Below are 15,750 nucleotides of genomic sequence, written 5' to 3'. Positions count from 1 at the left end.
GCAATCTTCAAAACCTCTTTGCCATACCAATTCATTCATAAAACGAATATAAAAAGTAATGGTTGATAGAAGATATTTTTTAAATGCAATTAATTGACAAACTAAATCACATCTAAATACAATATGTAAAAAATATAATCACGCTCACAAAACACACAAATGTTTAACATATGATGCACACAAATCAAACTTATACCGCTTACGGCCCTCCGGGCATTAATTGACCTGTTCTCAGGATTATTCTTTTTTACCGCGTGTCATTTTTAACATCTGAGTATGTTGCAGAGGGTTGCCGCTCTGCATTCGTCGCGCTTTCAGCATAATAATTACAATGGAGTGTCATGAATTGGATAAGGTTTTAAATTCTGCGTTGCATTCTTCAGCAGAAAAGAGGAAAGGTATTCTTGCGATTGGTGCGCATCCTGACGATATTGAATTAGGTTGTGGCGCATCGCTTGCTCGTCTTGCGCAGAAAGGATTTTATATCACCGCCGTTGTCATGACTGCTGGCGATTCGGGTGTAAGCGAAATCATCGATCGTCATGAAGAATCTCGCGAAGCATTAAAGATGTTGGGGTGTCAGAAAACTATTCATCTTAATTTTTCAGACACCCGTACACATCTGCAACTCAATGATATGATTTCCTCCCTGGAAGATATTATTAAAAATCAAATTCCCGCTGATGTAGAAATCATACGGGTATATACCATGCATGATGCTGACCGCCATCAGGATCATCTGGCAGTTTATCAGGCATCAATGGTTGCCTGCCGCACTATTCCACAGATTCTCGGCTATGAAACGCCAAGCACCTGGCTTTCATTTATGCCCCAGGTTTTTGAATCCGTAAAAGAAGAATATTTTACCGTAAAACTTGCAGCGTTAAAAAAACATAAAAGCCAGGAGCGACGTGATTATATGCGTCATGAACGTTTACGTGCTGTTGCACAATTTCGCGGACAACAGGTCAATAGTGATCTGGGTGAAGGCTTTGTTATTCATAAAATGATTCTTTGAGCAGACTTAATGAAAACCTGGATCTTTATATTTATGGCCGTAGCAATATTGCTATGGTTTTTGAGTACGTTAAGGCGTAAGCCCAGCCAAAAGAAAGGCTGTATTGACGCGATTATTCCTGCCTATAACGAAGGCCCCTGTCTGGCACAATCACTGGATAATCTGCTGCGCAATCCTTATTTTTGCCGGGTAATTTGTGTTAACGACGGCTCCACGGATAATACCGAAGCGGTAATGGCGGAAGTCAAACGCAAATGGGGCGACCGCTTTGTTGCTGTTACGCAAAAAAATACCGGCAAAGGCGGCGCTCTGATGAACGGCCTGAACTACGCCACCTGCGACCAGGTTTTTTTAAGCGATGCTGACACCTATGTTCCGCCCGATAAAGACGGAATGGGTTATATGCTGGCGGAAATTGAGCGCGGCGCTGATGCCGTCGGCGGCATTCCTTCCACAGCGTTAAAAGGCGCAGGTTTGCTGCCTCATATTCGCGCCACGGTAAAACTGCCGATGATCGTTATGAAGCGCACGCTACAACAGCTTTTGGGCGGCGCGCCCTTTATTATCAGCGGTGCCTGTGGGATGTTCCGTACCGATGTATTGCGTAAATTTGGTTTCTCTGATCGTACCAAAGTCGAAGATCTGGATCTCACCTGGACGTTGGTCGCCAATGGTTACCGCATTCGTCAGGCGAATCGCTGTATTGTATACCCTCAGGAATGCAACAACCCGCGTGAGGAGTGGCGTCGCTGGCGGCGCTGGATTGTGGGTTACGCGGTCTGTATGCGTCTGCATAAAAGGCTTTTATTTAGCCGTTTCGGCATCTTCAGTATTTTCCCTATGCTGTTGGTCGTGCTCTATGGCGTTGGGATTTATCTAACCACCTGGTTTAATGAATTAATCACCACCGGGCCACATGGCGTGGTACTGGCCATGTTTCCGCTTATCTGGGTCGGCGTAGTTTGTGTTATTGGTGCTTTTAGCGCCTGGTTTCATCGTTGCTGGTTGTTGGTGCCTTTAGCGCCACTTTCCGTTGTGTATGTATTATTAGCTTATGCCATCTGGATTATTTATGGACTTATTGCCTTTTTTACTGGACGCGAACCTCAGCGCGACAAACCCACCCGTTATTCCGCACTGGTGGAAGCGCCAACCGCTTATTCCCAACCTTCTGTCGCAGGAACTGAAAAGCTATCTGAAGCTTAATGTTAAAGAGAAAAATATTCAGATTGCTGACCAGGTGATTATTGATGAAAGTGCCGGTGAAGTTGTTATCGGTGCCAATACCCGCATTTGCCACGGTGTGGTTATTCAAGGGCCGGTAGTGATTGGTGCAAACTGCCTGATAGGTAATTATGCGTTTATTCGCCCCGGTACGGTAATCAACAATGGCGTAAAAATTGGTTTTGCCACTGAAATCAAAAATGCGGTTATTGAGGCGGAAGCGATGATTGGACCGCAATGTTTTATTGCCGATTCTGTTGTTGCAAGCCAGGCATATTTGGGCGCACAGGTGCGTACCAGTAACCATCGACTGGATGAACAGCCAGTATCGGTTCGCACCCCAGAGGGTATTATCGCTACCGGCTGCGATAAATTAGGTTGTTATATTGGTCAGTGTTCACGTCTTGGCGTGCAGGTAATTATTTTACCTGGCCGAATTATTTCGCCAAACACGCAACTTGGCCCGCGCGTTATTGTAGAACGCAATTTACCTACCGGAAATTATTCACTCCGGCAAGAACTTATCCGTACAGGAGATTAAAATGATAAAACGGACGTTATTAGCAGCGGCAATCTTTAGCGCATTGCCCGCTTATGCCGGGTTAACTTCTATTACCGCAGGCTACGATTTTACCGATTATTCTGGCGATCATGGCAACCGTAATTTAGCGTATGCTGAACTGGTGGCGAAAGTTGAAAACGCAACGCTGCTTTTTAATCTTTCCCAGGGGCGTCGTGATTATGAAACTGAACATTTCAATGCCACTCGCGGTCAGGGTGCGGTCTGGTATAAATGGAATAACTGGCTGACAACCCGCACGGGTATTGCCTTTGCCGATAATACACCGGTCTTTGCCCGCCAGGATTTTCGTCAGGATATTAACCTGGCTTTGCTGCCAAAAACGCTGTTCACGACTGGTTATCGCTACACTAAATATTACGATGATGTTGAAGTCGATGCCTGGCAAGGCGGCGTATCGCTCTACACTGGCCCGGTGATCACCAGCTATCGCTATACCCATTATGACTCCAGCGATGCTGGCGGCAGTTACAGCAATATGATTTCCTTGCGTCTGAATGACCCTCGCGGCGGCGGTTATACTCAACTTTGGCTTAGTCGTGGGACGGGAGCTTACACCTACGACTGGTCTCCGGAGACGCGTCACGGGAGCATGAAGAGCGCCAGTTTACAACGTATTCAGCCTTTGACAGAGCAACTGAATCTGGGGCTGACTGCCGGTAAAGTGTGGTATGACACGCCGACCGATGATTATAACGGCCTGCAATTCGCTGCCAATCTGACCTGGAAATTCTGATTCCTTCCGCCGCCTGCTATCCGGGCGGCAATCCCACGAGATTAGCGCCCAAACACTCTTCTTTCCTCTTCGTTTCCTCCAGATATCACCCACATTCATCGGATAAATTTTATTCTCCAGTGTTATATACTATAGGGGGGTATGCATTGACATATAGCATACCCCCCTATAGTATATTGCGTACAGATGATGAGGTGCGAAATGCCCAGTACTCCGGAAGAGAAGAAAAAGGTGCTTACTCGAGTTCGTCGTATTCGGGGGCAGATTGATGCTCTGGAACGGTCACTGGAAGGTGATGCCGAATGCCGTGCCATACTCCAGCAGATCGCTGCCGTTCGGGGCGCGGCTAACGGGCTGATGGCAGAAGTGCTTGAAAGCCATATCCGGGAAACGTTTGACCGAAATGACTGCTACAGCCGCGAAGTCAGCCAATCCGTTGATGACACGATTGAACTGGTTCGTGCCTATCTTAAATAGCAGAAACCACTACCCTATTGAGGAAAAGCGAAATATGAAATCACGTGCTGCCGTTGCATTTGCTCCCGGTAAACCACTGGAAATCGTTGAAATTGACGTAGCGCCACCGAAGAAAGGTGAAGTGCTGATTAAAGTCACTCATACCGGCGTCTGCCATACTGATGCATTTACCCTCTCCGGCGATGACCCGGAAGGTGTATTCCCGGTCGTTCTCGGTCACGAAGGGGCTGGCGTTGTGGTTGAAGTCGGTGAAGGCGTGACCAGCGTTAAACCTGGCGACCATGTGATCCCGCTTTACACCGCAGAGTGCGGCGAGTGCGAATTCTGTCGTTCCGGTAAAACCAACCTCTGTGTCGCGGTTCGCGAAACCCAGGGCAAAGGTCTGATGCCAGACGGCACAACACGTTTTTCTTACAACGGGCAACCGCTTTATCACTACATGGGCTGTTCCACCTTCAGTGAATATACCGTGGTCGCGGAAGTGTCTCTGGCAAAAATTAACCCAGAAGCAAACCATGAACACGTCTGCCTGCTGGGCTGTGGCGTCACCACCGGCATTGGCGCAGTACACAACACCGCTAAAGTTCAACCTGGTGATTCCGTTGCCGTATTCGGTCTTGGTGCGATTGGTCTGGCGGTTGTTCAGGGCGCTCGTCAGGCGAAAGCGGGACGGATTATCGCTATCGACACTAACCCGAAGAAATTCGATCTGGCGCGTCGCTTCGGTGCCACCGACTGCATTAATCCGAATGACTACGACAAACCGATTAAAGATGTCCTGCTGGATATCAACAAATGGGGTATCGACCATACCTTTGAGTGCATCGGTAACGTCAATGTGATGCGCGCGGCGCTGGAAAGTGCTCACCGTGGCTGGGGTCAATCGGTAATCATTGGTGTGGCTGGCGCCGGTCAGGAAATCTCAACCCGTCCATTCCAGTTGGTCACCGGTCGCGTATGGAAAGGTTCCGCGTTTGGCGGCGTGAAAGGTCGTTCCCAGTTACCGGGTATGGTGGAAGATGCGATGAAAGGTGATATTGACCTGGAACCGTTTGTAACGCATACCATGAGCCTGGATGAAATTAATGACGCCTTTGATCTGATGCATGAAGGCAAATCCATTCGCACCGTCATTCGTTATTAATATCCCGCACGTAACGAACCGTCGCCATCCTGTTCGCGGATGGTGACGGACATATAATTACCACATCAAATCATCAGGCACCTTAAAGTCGGCATACGGATCGTCTTCATCCTGCTCTTCGGCGCTGAGTGCACTGTGCAACACAATACTGCTGACATCACGCTGGGCGATTTTATCGGCAACGCTTGCCGGAATAATGGCGTATTCACCTTCACTATTGCCGTCAGTAACCAAACGGGCAATTGCCAAGCGGCCATTAATCAACTGCGTTTGCGTAAGCTTATCTACAAAAATTTTCTTAATCAGATTGCCGTCGGTGAAGTTAAAACCGATATCGCCATTGGTAATGGTGATACGGTTCATTTCAATAAGCTGCTTCACCTGGGCTTTATATTCTTTCGCTAATGCCGCTTGTTTTTGTTGTTCACTAAGCTGTTTATCACGCTCAAGCTGTGCCTTTTTATTTTCTTCTACCGCCGCCCGTGCTTCACGCGCCTGAACACGCGATTTTTTCGCCGTTCTCTCGACCTTCGCCGCTTTTTTGCTGGTGACTAATCCTGCTTTGAGCAACTGCTCTTGTAAGGTAAGTTTTGCCATCTTTATTTCCAAACCCGCTGAATAATTTTTGCGAGTATACCTGTAAATACAGTGAGTGTATCGAAGTGGGCTTTCTCTCTCCTGTGACCTGGCGTCAGCATTTTAAATTTCACTTTGGTGTCAGCCCTGCCGGGTGGCGCAAAACCTTCCGTGGTATGGCATGATAACGCCCGGAAGAGAGTCAATTCAGGATGGTGAATGTGAAACCAGTAACGCTATACGATGTCGCCGAGTATGCCGGAGTCTCTTATCAGACCGTTTCCCGCGTGGTAAATCAGGCCAGCCACGTTTCTGCGAAAACGCGGGAAAAAGTGGAAGCGGCAATGGCGGAGCTGAATTACATTCCCAACCGCGTGGCACAGCAACTGGCGGGCAAACAGTCGTTGCTGATTGGCGTTGCCACTTCCAACCTGGCGCTTCATGCGCCTTCACAAATTGTTGCGGCAATTAAATCCCGCGCCGATCAACTCGGTGCCAGCGTAGTGGTATCAATGGTGGAACGCAGTGGCGTCGAAGCCTGTAAAGCGGCGGTTCATAATCTTCTCGCACAACGCGTCAGCGGCCTGATTATCAACTATCCCCTGGATGAACAAGATGCCATCGCCGTAGAGGCAGCCTGCGGCCACGTGCCGGTTTTGTTTCTTGATGTCTCCGACAAATCCCCCATTAACAGCATTATTTTTTCCCATGATGACGGCGCACGGCTCGGCGTGGAACATCTGGTCGCGTTGGGTCACCAGCAAATTGCGCTGTTGGCGGGTCCATTAAGTTCTGTCTCGGCGCGTCTGCGTCTGGCGGGCTGGCACAAATATCTCGATTGCAATCAACTACAGCCAATAGCGGAGCTTGAGGGTGACTGGAGCGCCATGTCTGGTTTTCAACAAACCATACAGATGCTGAATGAGGGCATTACCCCCACCGCAATGCTGGTTGCTAACGATCAGATGGCGCTGGGTGCAATGCGCGCCATTACCGAGTCAGGGCTGCGCGTTGGTGCGGATATCTCAGTGGTGGGGTATGACGATACCGAAGACAGCTCGTGTTATATCCCACCGTTAACCACCATTAAACAGGATTTTCGCCTGCTGGGGCAGACCAGCGTGGATCGCTTGCTGCAACTCTCTCAGGGCCAGGCGGTGAAGGGAAATCAGCTATTGCCCGTATCACTGGTGACACGTAAAACCACCCTGCCACCCAATACGCAAACCGCCTCTCCCCGCGCGTTGGCGGATTCATTAATGCAGCTGGCACGGCAAATTTCCCGGCTGGAAACCGAGCAGTGAGCGCAACACAATTAATGTGAGTCAGCTCACTCATTAAGCACCCCAGGCTTTACACTCTATGCTTCTGGCTCGTATGTTGTGTGAAATTGTGAGCGGATAACAATTTCACACAGGATACAGCAATGACCATGATTACGGATTCACTGGCCGTCGTATTACAACGTCGTGACTGGGAAAACCCTGGCGTTACCCAACTCAACCGCCTTGCGGCGCATCCCCCTTTCGCCAGCTGGCGAAATAGTGAAGAAGCCCGCGAGAATTGCCCTTCCCGCCAGTTGCGCAGTCTGAATGGCAAATGGCAATTTGCCTGGTTTCCCGCCCCAGACGCGGTGCCAGAAAGCTGGCTGGAGTGCGATCTTCCTGACGCCGATACAGTCGTCGTCCCCTCAAACTGGCAGATGCACGGTTACGATGCGCCCATCTACACCAACGTAACCTATCCCATTGCGGTCAATCCGCCGTTTGTTCCCGCAGAGAATCCGACGGGCTGTTACTCGCTCACATTTAATATTGATGAAAGCTGGCTACAGGAAGGCCAGACGCGGATTATCTTTGATGGCGTTAACTCAGCATTCCATTTGTGGTGCAACGGACGCTGGGTCGGTTACGGGCAGGACAGCCGTTTGCCGTCTGAATTTGACCTGAGCAACTTTTTACGCGCCGGAGAAAACCGCCTCGCGGTGATGGTGCTGCGCTGGAGTGACGGCAGTTATCTGGAAGATCAGGATATGTGGCGGATGAGCGGCATTTTCCGCGACGTCTCGCTGCTGCACAAACCGATCACGCAAATCAGCAATTTCCATGTTGCTACCCATTTTAATGACGATTTCAGCCGTGCCGTTCTCGACGCTGAAGTCCGCATGTGTGGCGAACTGCGCGACGATCTGCGGGTAACGGTATCCTTATGGCAGGGGGAAACGCAGGTCGCCAGCAGCACCGCGCCTTTCGGCGGCGAAATTATCGATGAGCGCGGCGGTTATGCCGATCGCGTCACGCTAAGTATGAACGTCGAAAGCCCGGCGTTGTGGAGCGCAGAAACCCCGAATCTTTACCGTGCGGTAGTTGAACTGCACACCGTCGACGGCGCGCTGATTGAAGCGGAAGCCTGCGATGTCGGTTTCCGCGAGGTGCGGATTGAAAATGGCCTGCTGCTGCTGAACGGCAAGCCGTTGCTGATTCGCGGCGTTAACCGTCACGAGCATCATCCTCTGCATGGTCAGGTCATGGATGAGCAGACGATGGTGCAGGATATCCTGCTGATGAAGCAGAACAACTTTAACGCCGTGCGCTGTTCGCATTATCCGAACCATCCACTGTGGTACACGCTGTGCGACCGCTACGGCCTGTATGTGGTGGATGAAGCTAATATTGAAACTCACGGTATGGTGCCGATGAACCGCCTGACAGATGATCCGCAGTGGCTGCCCGCGATGAGCGAGCGCGTAACGCGGATGGTGCAGCGCGATCGTAATCACCCGAGCGTAATTATCTGGTCGCTGGGTAATGAATCAGGCCACGGCGCTAATCACGACGCGCTGTATCGCTGGATCAAATCCGTCGATCCTTCCCGCCCGGTACAGTATGAAGGCGGCGGTGCAGACACCTCCGCAACCGATATTATTTGCCCGATGTACGCGCGCGTGGATGAAGATCAACCCTTCCCGGCAGTACCGAAATGGTCAATCAAAAAATGGCTTTCGCTGCCAGGTGAGTTACGCCCGCTGATCCTCTGCGAATACGCCCACGCGATGGGTAACAGTCTTGGCGGCTTCGCTAAATACTGGCAGGCGTTTCGTCAGTACCCACGTTTACAGGGCGGCTTCGTCTGGGACTGGGTGGATCAGTCACTGATTAAATATGATGAAAACGGCAACCCGTGGTCGGCTTACGGCGGTGATTTTGGCGATACACCGAACGATCGCCAGTTCTGTATGAACGGTCTGGTCTTTGCCGATCGCACGCCGCATCCGGCGCTGACAGAAGCAAAACACCAACAGCAGTTTTTCCAGTTCCGTTTATCCGGGCGAATCATCGAAGTGACCAGCGAATACCTGTTCCGTCATAGCGATAACGAAATTCTGCACTGGTCGGTGGCACTGGATGGCAAGCCGCTGGCAAGTGGCGAAGTGCCTCTGACTGTCGCTCCACAAGGTAAACAGTTGATTGAGCTGCCTGAACTGCCACAGCCGGAGAGCGCCGGACAACTCTGGCTCACAGTGCGCGTAGTGCAACCGAACGCGACCGCATGGTCAGAAGCCGGACACATCAGCGCCTGGCAACAGTGGCGTCTGGCGGAAAACCTTAGTGTGACGCCCCTCTCCGCGCCCCACTCCTCCCCGCAATTGACCACCAGCGAAACGGATTTTTGCATCGGGCTGGGTAATAAACGTTGGCAATTTAACCGGCAGTCAGGTCTTCTTTCACAGATGTGGATTGGCGATGAAAAACAACTGCTGACGCCGCTGCGCGATCAGTTCACCCGTGCGCCGCTGGATAACGACATTGGCGTGAGTGAAGCGACCCGCATTGACCCGAACGCCTGGGTAGAACGCTGGAAAGCAGCAGGACATTACCAGGCCGAAGCGGCGTTGTTGCAGTGCACGGCAGATACGCTTGCCGACGCGGTGCTGATTACGACTGTCCACGCCTGGCTGCATCAGGGGAAAACCTTATTTATCAGCCGCAAAACCTACCGTATTGATGGTCGTGGTCAAATGACGATTACCGTCGATGTTGAAGTGGCAAGCGATACACCGCATCCGGCGCGGATTGGCCTGACCTGCCAACTGGCACAGGTCGCAGAACGGGTTAACTGGCTGGGGCTGGGGCCGCAAGAAAACTATCCCGACCGCCTTACTGCGGCCTGTTTTGACCGCTGGGATCTGCCATTGTCTGACATGTATACCCCATACGTCTTCCCAGGCGAAAACGGTCTGCGCTGCGGGACGCGCGAATTGAATTATGGCTCACACCAGTGGCGCGGCGACTTCCAGTTCAATATCAGCCGCTATAGCCAACAACAACTGATGGAAACCAGCCATCGCCATCTGCTGCACGCAGAAGAAGGCAGTTGGCTGAATATCGACGGTTTCCATATGGGGATTGGTGGCGACGACTCCTGGAGCCCGTCAGTGTCGGCAGAATACCAACTGAGTGCTGGTCGCTACCATTACCAGTTGGTCTGGCGTCAAAAATAATAATAACCGGGCAGGCCATGTCTGCCCGTATTTCGCGTAAGGAAATCCATTATGTTCTATCTAAAAAACACAAACTTTTGGATGTTCGGCTTATTCTTTTTCTTTTACTTTTTTATCATGGGAGCCTACTTCCCGTTTTTCCCGATTTGGCTACATGACATCAACCATATCAGCAAAAGTGATACGGGTATTATTTTTGCCGCTATTTCTTTGTTCTCTCTGTTATTCCAACCGCTGTTTGGCTTGCTTTCTGACAAACTTGGGCTGCGCAAATATCTGCTATGGATTATTACCGGCATGTTAGTGATGTTTGCGCCATTCTTTATTTTTATCTTTGGCCCGCTGTTACAATACAATATTTTATTGGGTTCGGTTGTTGGCGGTATTTATCTTGGTTTTTGTTTTAACGCCGGTGCGCCAGCAGTAGAAGCATTTATCGAGAAGGTCAGCCGTCGCAGTAATTTCGAATTTGGTCGCGCGCGAATGTTTGGCTGCGTTGGCTGGGCGCTGTGTGCCTCGATTGTCGGCATCATGTTCACCATCAACAACCAGTTTGTTTTCTGGCTGGGTTCTGGCTGTGCACTCATCCTCGCTGTATTGCTCTTTTTCGCCAAAACAGATGCCCCTTCTTCCGCCACGGTTGCCAATGCCGTAGGTGCCAACCATTCGGCATTTAGCCTTAAACTGGCGCTGGAACTGTTCAGACAGCCAAAACTGTGGTTTTTGTCACTGTATGTTATTGGCGTTTCCTGCACCTACGATGTTTTTGACCAACAGTTTGCTAATTTCTTTACTTCGTTCTTTGCCACCGGTGAGCAAGGTACGCGGGTATTTGGCTATGTCACAACAATGGGCGAATTACTTAACGCCTCGATTATGTTCTTTGCGCCGCTGATCATTAATCGCATCGGCGGGAAAAACGCCCTGCTACTGGCTGGCACCATTATGTCAGTACGTATTATTGGCTCATCGTTCGCCACCTCGGCGCTGGAAGTGGTTATTCTAAAAACGCTGCATATGTTTGAAGTCCCGTTCCTGCTGGTGGGCTGCTTTAAATATATTACCAGCCAGTTTGAAGTGCGTTTTTCAGCGACGATTTATCTGGTCTGTTTCTGCTTCTTTAAGCAACTGGCGATGATTTTTATGTCTGTACTGGCGGGCAATATGTATGAAAGCATCGGTTTCCAGGGCGCGTATCTAGTGCTGGGTCTGGTGGCGCTGGGCTTCACCTTAATTTCCGTGTTCACGCTCAGCGGCCCCGGCCCGCTTTCTCTGCTGCGTCGCCAGGTGAATGAAGTCGCTTAAGCAATCAATGTCGGATGCGGCGCGAGCGCCTTATCCGACCAACATATCAGGACGGAATGATCGCAATGAACATGTCGATGACAGAAAGAATAAAAGCAGGAAAGCTATTTACCGATATGTGCGAAGGCTTACCTGAAAAAAGACTTCGTGGGAAAACGTTAATGTATGAGTTTAATCACTCGCATCCAGCGGAAGTTGAAAAAAGGGAAAGCCTGCTTAAAGAAATGTTTGCCACGGTAGGAGAAAATGCCTGGATAGAACCGCCTGTCTATTTCTCTTACGGTTCCAACATCCATATAGGCCGCAATTTTTATGCAAATTTCAATTTAACCATCGTCGATGATTACACGGTAACGATCGGTGATAACGTACTGATTGCCCCCAACGTTACTCTTTCCGTTACGGGGCACCCGGTACACCATGAATTAAGAAAAAACGGAGAGATGTACTCTTTTCCGATAACGATAGGCAATAATGTCTGGATCGGGAGTCATGTGGTCATTAATCCAGGCATCACCATCGGGGATAATTCGGTTATTGGCGCGGGTAGCGTCGTCACAAAAAACATTCCACCAAACGTCGTAGCTGCGGGCGTTCCCTGTCGGGTTATTCGCGAAATAAACGACCGGGATAAGCAGTATTATTTCAAAGATTACAAAGTTGAATCGTCAGTTTAAATTATAAAAATTGCCTGATGCGCTTCGCTTATCAGGCCTACAAATTCAGTGATCTACGTTGGCCGCATCCGGCATGAACAAAGCGCAGGAACAGGCGTCGCCTCATGCCTCTTTGACCCACAGCTGCGGAAAACGTGCCGGTGCAAAGCGCAGGGTTATGATCATCAACCCAACAACGCACAGCGCATGAAACACCCAGTCCATCAGGTAATTGCCACTGATGCTACGCAGCACACCAGAAAACCAGGGAGCAAGCCCGGCGATAATAAAACCGATCCCCTGCATAAACGCCACCAGCTTGCCAGCAATACCCGGTTGCGCAGAGTGATCGAGCGCCAGCAGCAAACAGAGCGGAAATGCGCCGCCCAGACCTAAACCACACACCATCGCCCACAATACCGGCAATTGCAGCGGCAGCCAGATAAAGCCGCAGAAACCCACCAGTTGTAACGCCAGTGCCAACAGCAAAAGTTTGCGCCGATCCTGATGGCGAGCCATAGCAGGCATCAGTAACGCCCCCGCCGCTTGCCCAAGCGTCATCAACGCCAGCAAAGAACCGCTGTACTGCGCGCTGGCGCCAATCTCAATATAGAAGGCGGGTAACCAGGCAATCAGGCTGGCGTAACCGCCGTTAATCAGACCGAAGTAAAGTCCCAGCGTCCACGCGCGGGGAGTGAATACTACGCGAACCGGAGTGGTTGTTGTCTTGTGGGAAGAGGCGACCTCGCGGGAGCTTTGCCACCACCAGGCAAAGAGCGCAACAACGGCAGGCAGCGCCCACCAGGCGAGTGTTTGATACCAAATCTCGCTGTGTTGAACTAACCAGGGCGTCAGGGCGGCACCAAGTCCACCGCCGCCCATCAGAGCCGCAGACCACAGCCCCATCACCAGTGGCGTGCGCTGCTGAAACCGCCGTTTAATCACCGGAGGCATCACCGCCTGAATGATGCCGATCCCCACCCCACCGAGCAGTGCGCTGCTAAGCAGCAGCACACTTTGAGGGTAAAGCTCACGCATCAATGCACCGACGGCAATCAGCACCAGGCTAATGGCGACGCTGCGACGTTCGCTGACATGCTGATGAAGCCAGCTTCCGGCCAGCGCCAGCCCGCCCATGGTGACCACCGGCAGAGCCGTCAACAGGGCAGCCACGCTAAAGCTCATTCCGCTCGCCTGGCGCAATTGCGGTAGCAGTGGCCCGACGGAAGTGAGCAGTGGTCGCATATTAAGACCAATCAGCACCAGAACCAGCAGCATCGTGAACGTCTTTTGATGGTCGCGCATGGCTGTCAGAACGGTTTGGTCGGCAGATATTTGCCATCTAAAGTGATGACCGCGCGTTCGCCACCTTCCGGATCCGCCACCTTCTTGACGTCGAGTTTGAAGTTAATCGCGCTGATGATGCCATCGCCAAACTTCTCATGAACCAACGCTTTCAGGGTTGTGCCGTACACCTGCAACATTTCATAGAAACGATACATCGTTGGGTCGGTTGGAATACGGTCATCAATGCAGCCACGCAGTGGAATCATCTGCAACAGTAGAATGGCGTCTTCGTCGAGATCCAGCTTCGCCCCGACCAGGCGGGCGGCGTCGGCAGGAAGCGCCTGCTGCCCCAGCAAAGCAGCGGTCACGAAGGCTTCTGCCAGACCGGTGCCGTCGGCAAGCTCGGCAAATGAGAGATCTTTTTTCGCTTTGCTGAGCAGAATGGCATCGGCAAGATCAAGACGAATATTGCGGTTAATTTGCGACTGAATCATGGTAAATCTCCTGATGGTTTAAAAATAAGGTTACGCTGCGGTTGGCTGGCGTAGCGGTATGGCACAAACGCCGGGATTGGTTGCCAGTGGTACGAACTGGCGGGTTGCGCCGTCAAAGGCTGCGATACTGCCGCTTTCAATGTCGTAGACCCAGCCGTGCAGCGCGATCCGTCCCTCTTCGAGCGCCAGGCGCACCGATGGATGCGTTTGCAAATTAGCCAACTGAGCAATGACGTTTTCACGCACCATCGCCGCAGCTTTGGACGGTAAATCGCGATGCGGGCGCACCTCATTAACGACGCGGGCAGAATCGGCATAACGCAGCCAGTGGGAGACGGCAGGCATATGGTTCATGCACTGACAGCTGGCAATGGCGGTCATGGCGCCACAGTTGGAATGACCACAAATCACAATGTCAGATACCCGAAGCGCAGCGACGGCATACTCTACCGAAGCAGAAACGCCACCGGGTTCCGGCCCGTAGGAAGGGACAATATTGCCCGCGTTGCGAATAACGAACAGATCGCCAGGTTCACGTTGCGTCACAAGCTCAGGAACCAGACGGCTGTCGGAGCAGGAAATAAAAAGTGTGCGCGGGCTTTGTTGTGTCGCCAGCTGTTTAAACAAGGCTTCCCGCTCAGGAAATGCTTCGCGCTGGAATTTAAGAAATCCGTCAATAATCTCTTTCACCGTTAATCCTCTGTCTGTCTCTGGAATGAGAGGCAGACTACTCGCCGATTGTCATAAGGTAAAAGTCTCATTTATGATGAGTTCTATTGGATTTACTTATAGGTTGGCGAATGCTCTCTCGACATATCAATTATTTTCTTGCCGTGGCTGAACATGGCAGCTTCACCCGTGCCGCCAGTGCGTTACACGTCTCCCAGCCTGCGCTTTCCCAGCAGATTCGCCAGTTAGAGGAGAGTTTAGGCGTGCCGCTGTTTGACCGTAGCGGGCGAACGATTCGTCTCACCGATGCGGGGGAAGTCTGGCGACAGTACGCCAGCCGGGCATTACAGGAACTGGGAGCGGGTAAACGGGCGATTCATGACGTTGCCGATCTGACGCGAGGATCGCTGCGTATCGCCGTCACCCCCACCTTTACGAGCTACTTTATCGGCCCCTTAATGGCGGATTTCTATGCGCGCTACCCCGGCATCACGCTCCGGCTACAGGAAATGTCGCAGGAGAAAATCGAAGATCTGCTTTGCCGCGACGAGCTGGACGTTGGAATTGCGTTCGCGCATGTACATTCGCCGGAGCTTGAGGCAATTCCTCTACTGACAGAAAGTTTAGCGTTAGTCGTGGCGCAACATCATCCGCTGGCTGCCTGTGAACAGGTGGCGTTGAGTCGCTTGCATGATGAAAAACTGGTGCTGCTCAGCGCGGAATTTGCCACCAGAGAGCAAATTGACCACTACTGCGAGAAAGCGGGGCTGCATCCACAGGTGGTCATTGAGGCGAACTCAATTAGCGCGGTTCTGGAGCTGATTCGCCGCACTTCCCTTTCCACATTATTACCAGCAGCTATTGCCACACAACATGACGGGCTTAAAGCTATTTCTCTTGCCCCGCCACTACTGGAGAGAACAGCGGTTTTGTTGCGGCGGAAAAATAGCTGGCAGACAGCCGCCGCGAAGGCATTTTTGCACATGGCGTTGGATGAATACGCGGTGTTGGCGGGAATGAATCACGGTAGCCACTGACACAGGTCAGTGGCTGGAATTGCCTGATGCGCTACGCTTATCAGGC

14 protein-coding genes and 3 pseudogenes are annotated in these 15,750 nt (G+C 51.4%); 12 read left to right on the top strand and 5 right to left on the bottom strand.

Annotated features, from left to right (window positions below; all coding sequences use genetic code 11):
- Positions 1-331 precede the first annotated feature (331 nt).
- Positions 332-757, top strand: a pseudogene (locus EQY_RS27475) (PIG-L deacetylase family protein); the annotation flags it as partial.
- A 177-nt stretch (positions 758-934) separates the two neighbouring features.
- Here the strand turns inward: EQY_RS27475 and EQY_RS27470 are convergent.
- On the bottom strand, positions 935-1,003 hold the full coding sequence (locus tag EQY_RS27470) for a hypothetical protein (protein WP_432758337.1): 69 nt from the start codon (positions 1,001-1,003) through the stop codon (positions 935-937).
- A gap of 24 nt (positions 1,004-1,027) precedes the next feature.
- On the opposite strand from EQY_RS27470, the gene EQY_RS0117830 reads away from it, so the two are divergent.
- From EQY_RS0117830 to frmA, 5 genes are all read left to right on the top strand, one after another.
- Positions 1,028-2,224, top strand: a complete 1,197-nt coding sequence (locus EQY_RS0117830; protein WP_000860450.1) for a glycosyltransferase family 2 protein — start codon at positions 1,028-1,030, stop codon at positions 2,222-2,224.
- Positions 2,190-2,783, top strand: coding sequence for an LbetaH domain-containing protein (locus tag EQY_RS0117825; protein WP_237712276.1), 594 nt, complete (start codon positions 2,190-2,192; stop codon positions 2,781-2,783). The genes EQY_RS0117830 and EQY_RS0117825 overlap by 35 nt, the downstream gene beginning before the upstream one ends.
- Before the next feature lies 1 nt (position 2,784).
- The gene (locus EQY_RS0117820) at positions 2,785-3,558 is read left to right on the top strand and encodes a YaiO family outer membrane beta-barrel protein (RefSeq protein WP_000596082.1); all 774 of its coding nucleotides are present in this window, start codon (positions 2,785-2,787) and stop codon (positions 3,556-3,558) included.
- Positions 3,559-3,759: 201 nt separating this feature from the next.
- A complete protein-coding gene (frmR, locus tag EQY_RS0117815) occupies positions 3,760-4,035 on the top strand; it encodes a formaldehyde-responsive transcriptional repressor FrmR (RefSeq protein WP_001141271.1) in 276 nt (91 codons plus the stop codon).
- A 34-nt stretch (positions 4,036-4,069) separates the two neighbouring features.
- Positions 4,070-5,179 (top strand): S-(hydroxymethyl)glutathione dehydrogenase, encoded by a 1,110-nt coding sequence (frmA, locus tag EQY_RS0117810; protein ID WP_000842100.1) that lies wholly within the window; start codon positions 4,070-4,072, stop codon positions 5,177-5,179.
- Positions 5,180-5,236: 57 nt separating this feature from the next.
- On the opposite strand, the gene EQY_RS0117805 is transcribed toward frmA, so the two are convergent.
- Entirely contained in the window at positions 5,237-5,776 is a 540-nt protein-coding gene (locus EQY_RS0117805) for a DUF2058 domain-containing protein (protein ID WP_001096717.1), read from the bottom strand.
- 62 nt (positions 5,777-5,838) lie between these two features.
- Here EQY_RS0117805 and EQY_RS24945 point away from each other — a divergent pair.
- From EQY_RS24945 to lacA, 5 genes and pseudogenes are all read left to right on the top strand, one after another.
- Positions 5,839-5,940 (top strand): annotated as a pseudogene (locus EQY_RS24945) (GlxA family transcriptional regulator); the annotation flags it as partial.
- Positions 5,941-5,967: 27 nt separating this feature from the next.
- On the top strand, positions 5,968-7,059 hold the full coding sequence (lacI, locus tag EQY_RS0117800) for a DNA-binding transcriptional repressor LacI (RefSeq protein ID WP_000248559.1): 1,092 nt from the start codon (positions 5,968-5,970) through the stop codon (positions 7,057-7,059).
- Positions 7,060-7,181: 122 nt separating this feature from the next.
- Entirely contained in the window at positions 7,182-10,256 is a 3,075-nt protein-coding gene (lacZ, locus tag EQY_RS0117795; protein ID WP_000177859.1) for a beta-galactosidase, read from the top strand.
- A 51-nt stretch (positions 10,257-10,307) separates the two neighbouring features.
- Positions 10,308-11,561: a lactose permease gene (lacY, locus tag EQY_RS0117790; protein ID WP_000499563.1), complete on the top strand. Its 1,254-nt coding sequence runs from the start codon at positions 10,308-10,310 to the stop codon at positions 11,559-11,561.
- Positions 11,562-11,626: 65 nt separating this feature from the next.
- Positions 11,627-12,238, top strand: a complete 612-nt coding sequence (lacA, locus tag EQY_RS0117785; RefSeq protein ID WP_024165073.1) for a galactoside O-acetyltransferase — start codon at positions 11,627-11,629, stop codon at positions 12,236-12,238.
- Between the two features lie 102 nt (positions 12,239-12,340).
- On the opposite strand, the gene cynX is transcribed toward lacA, so the two are convergent.
- Genes cynX through cynT form a run of 3 tightly spaced genes read right to left on the bottom strand, consistent with a single transcriptional unit; the run spans position 12,341 to position 14,688 of the window.
- Positions 12,341-13,522 (bottom strand): cyanate transporter CynX, encoded by a 1,182-nt coding sequence (gene cynX / locus EQY_RS0117780; protein ID WP_038809064.1) that lies wholly within the window; start codon positions 13,520-13,522, stop codon positions 12,341-12,343.
- A gap of 5 nt (positions 13,523-13,527) precedes the next feature.
- Positions 13,528-13,998: a cyanase gene (cynS, locus tag EQY_RS0117775; RefSeq protein ID WP_000616250.1), complete on the bottom strand. Its 471-nt coding sequence runs from the start codon at positions 13,996-13,998 to the stop codon at positions 13,528-13,530.
- Between the two features lie 30 nt (positions 13,999-14,028).
- Positions 14,029-14,688, bottom strand: a complete 660-nt coding sequence (gene cynT, locus EQY_RS0117770; protein ID WP_000658635.1) for a carbonic anhydrase CynT — start codon at positions 14,686-14,688, stop codon at positions 14,029-14,031.
- Positions 14,689-14,798: 110 nt separating this feature from the next.
- Here cynT and cynR point away from each other — a divergent pair.
- Positions 14,799-15,697, top strand: a pseudogene (gene cynR, locus EQY_RS0117765) (transcriptional regulator CynR).
- Positions 15,698-15,750 lie beyond the last annotated feature (53 nt).

Origin of the sequence: Escherichia sp. TW14182 (assembly GCF_000208525.1) — a bacterium.
Classification (GTDB): Bacteria; Pseudomonadota; Gammaproteobacteria; order Enterobacterales; family Enterobacteriaceae; genus Escherichia; species Escherichia ruysiae.
Note: the sequence above shows the minus strand (reverse complement) of the source record. Positions and strands in the feature narration are given on the sequence as shown.

Bases quoted from the DNA above. Each gene is read 5' to 3' on its own strand.
- lacI (WP_000248559.1), top strand. From the start codon at position 5,968: ATGGTGAATGTGAAACCAGTAACGCTATACGATGTCGCCGAGTATGCC.
- EQY_RS0117805 (WP_001096717.1), bottom strand. From the start codon at position 5,776: ATGGCAAAACTTACCTTACAAGAGCAGTTGCTCAAAGCAGGATTAGTC.
- frmR (WP_001141271.1), top strand. From the start codon at position 3,760: ATGCCCAGTACTCCGGAAGAGAAGAAAAAGGTGCTTACTCGAGTTCGT.
- EQY_RS0117830 (WP_000860450.1), top strand. From the start codon at position 1,028: ATGAAAACCTGGATCTTTATATTTATGGCCGTAGCAATATTGCTATGG.
- lacY (WP_000499563.1), top strand. From the start codon at position 10,308: ATGTTCTATCTAAAAAACACAAACTTTTGGATGTTCGGCTTATTCTTT.
- cynS (WP_000616250.1), bottom strand. From the start codon at position 13,998: ATGATTCAGTCGCAAATTAACCGCAATATTCGTCTTGATCTTGCCGAT.
- EQY_RS0117820 (WP_000596082.1), top strand. From the start codon at position 2,785: ATGATAAAACGGACGTTATTAGCAGCGGCAATCTTTAGCGCATTGCCC.
- lacA (WP_024165073.1), top strand. From the start codon at position 11,627: ATGAACATGTCGATGACAGAAAGAATAAAAGCAGGAAAGCTATTTACC.
- lacZ (WP_000177859.1), top strand. From the start codon at position 7,182: ATGACCATGATTACGGATTCACTGGCCGTCGTATTACAACGTCGTGAC.
- cynX (WP_038809064.1), bottom strand. From the start codon at position 13,522: ATGCGCGACCATCAAAAGACGTTCACGATGCTGCTGGTTCTGGTGCTG.
- frmA (WP_000842100.1), top strand. From the start codon at position 4,070: ATGAAATCACGTGCTGCCGTTGCATTTGCTCCCGGTAAACCACTGGAA.